The sequence below is a fragment of the Curvibacter gracilis ATCC BAA-807 genome (genome assembly GCF_000518645.1).
In the GTDB taxonomy this organism is placed as follows: Bacteria; Pseudomonadota; Gammaproteobacteria; order Burkholderiales; family Burkholderiaceae_C; genus Curvibacter; species Curvibacter gracilis.
Map to the genome: position 1 here is coordinate 1 of NZ_JADZ01000069.1, position 2,611 is coordinate 2,611.

Here is a 2,611-nt window from a genome sequence, read left to right on the forward strand (position 1 = left end):
GACGATGTTGGCCAGCAGACTCAACGCGTCGGCCACAGCCTGCATTTCGTCCACACGTTTGGCCTGTGCCGGGCTGATCCGGCCGGTGTAAATGGCGCGCTTGAGGGCGTTGACCGCCTCCCCCCGGTTGAGCACCCGGCGCAATTCATTCCTGAAAGCGTCCTTAACAAAGTAGTCGGCAAGGAACGCGGTTCGCAGCAAACGTCCCAATTGCACGCCAGCGTCATAGATGGGGTCACCCTGGGCAGCAGAGCCAAACCGCGCCAGTGCTGCCACCGCACTGGCGTGACCACTCATGACCGAAGCCGCCAGATGCACCAGGCTGTCCCAATGCTTTTCGATCAGGGCAACGTCAACATTGGCCTCGCACACCGCAGCTATTTCGGCTGGCACCTTGGCGCCGCGAGGCACGAACAGGTGGCGTTGTTTCAATTCCTTCAACCGCGGGCAAAGATCAAAGCCCAACAACCGGGCCAGTGCCATCGCAAAATCGGTGTAGCCGTGGGTGTCCACCGCCAGTTGGCTGGTTTCAAGGCGTTCCTGACGTATGACGCCTTCAATGGCCACGCCAGCTTGGCGCTCATTGAGCACGAAGGGCTGTGCGTGAAAGATTCCCCAGCGGTCGCGTACATGGGAGTAGATGCCAATGGAGGGCGTGTTGCGCCGGGGATCAAGCCGGGCCTGCCATACCCGCTTGGTTGTCTCCATGCTCATCATGTCAGAAGACGCCAGGTCTGAACGGCCCCAAGTGGTGGCGATCGGGTGGCGTTGCATAAACTCCAGCACCGCCTGGCAAGCCTGACTCAGACGGCGTTCGTCCCGTGCCCAGCGCATGGCCTGGCGGATGCTGGTGGCAGACAACTGCGGAATCATGCGCGCGCATTCGATGGCTGTCAGACTGGTGCCGTGGGCCATGATGCCGGCATAGACCATCAGCAGTTCCGCTGTTGACCGTGGTTCACGGCCGAGCATGATCCAGCTGAAGCGCACCTGGGCGTCAACGGCCAGAATCACTTCAGGCAATTGCACTTCGCCGATGCGGTGATCCAAAGCCGCCCGTAGCTTGGTGACTTCGGGGTCTTCGTCTTCGGCGGGTAAAACTGAGAGGTGGAGTTCATCGTCGACGCGCAGTACGCCACTGCGTGCCGCCGCAGCCACAGCATCGACACCTGCAGTTACCTTGGCCAACAATGGCTTCAGAAAGGTGGCCGCCTTGCCGGGCAGCGACAGACGGGCATAGTGCTTCTTGGACTCGTCCTTCCAACGTTCGTCCGTGAAGAACTGGCGTGCACGGCCCCTAAAACTCAAGCTGTGCTCGATCCAGACCGATCCATTGCGCACCGCGCGGCGCAGGGCAAACAAGGTGGCAACCTCCAATGCCCGAAACGCCCGTTCCCGGTCTGGGCTGGATATGGCGGCTTGCCAGACCTTCCCCAGGCCTGGCGCGACAACGCCATCCGGCAACTTTCTGATGTTACTGGCGTAATAGGCGCTCAATTTCGTCAGGGCGTCGATGGTGGGATGCTCTCCGGTGGCTTGCCATGGAAGCTTTGCAATTGCCACAAGCAGTGAGCGTACGGGGCGAATGACATCAATCAATCCTTCGCGCACAAGGGAGGCCCGACTGGGTGGCTTGCGTTTCTGGGTTTCGATGACCAAGGCTTCAAGCCGTGCGCGCAGCTCGGCGTCCGGCACAGCGCCCTGGGCGCTCAAGGCCACGAGTTCGGCCAGTAGCGTTTTGTACATCGCCGCCCAGTTGACGGTGGCGGGGACCTCGGCAGCGGTCTGGCGCCACAGATCGGCAATCCGGCGCTGCACCATCAAAATCAACTGGTCCGTGGTGGTGAACAGGCAATACCGCAGAAAGCAGGCGACCTCCACGGTGCGCGCGGGTTCCTTGATCTTGGCGCCGGCAGACGGCGGCCGAGAGACTAGTCGGCGCGCGTAACGGCGCAAGATGAGATCGGGGATGTCGGTCAGGTGTTTATGAACGTCCAGCTCGTACAGCAGATCGATGCGTTCAAGTACCTCGCTGATTTGGCGGGTTGAGTGCTTGGCCGGCGCCGACCACAGCCAGCTTTGTTGGGTTTGTCCATCTGGGCGCAGCTCTGCAACCGAGGTTCGCCACCGATCAAGGGTTGCCGGATCGACGCTGGCGGCGATTGCAGCACCTGTCTCCGCTTCGAGCTGGGTGAGTGCGCTCGCAATCAAAGTCCGGATGGCCCGCTCGTGCACGATCACCAGCTTATTCTTGTACAGCCATTGGCGGGCCCTCCCGAGCAGTTGATCGCGGTCGGCGCAACGGGCCACTTCGTCCCGCAGTTCACGCACCAGGGAGCGGCGTTGGTGCTCGCTCATCCACCGAAAACCAAGGGCCGTGCACGCTACTTGCTGGTGATCGAACAGCGTCTTCTCCCGCCCGTACAGCGTGCGCAGCGAAGCCACATCAGGGGTGGCAATGCCAAGTTCCTCGCTCAAGTGGCGCCACAGGGCGACGGGAACCACCCGAAAGGCATACAGCAGGCGGCCACTCATGCGCAAAAACCCGATATGCAGCGCCAGACCGAGCTTGTGGGCGTCACCCCGGCGCGCATTGATTGCCTCGCGCTCT

General features: G+C 61.7%; 1 protein-coding gene. It reads right to left on the minus strand.

The features are described from left to right. On the minus strand, window positions 1-2,611 hold a 2,611-nt coding region (locus L880_RS0125515), incomplete at both ends, for a Tn3 family transposase (protein ID WP_043330720.1).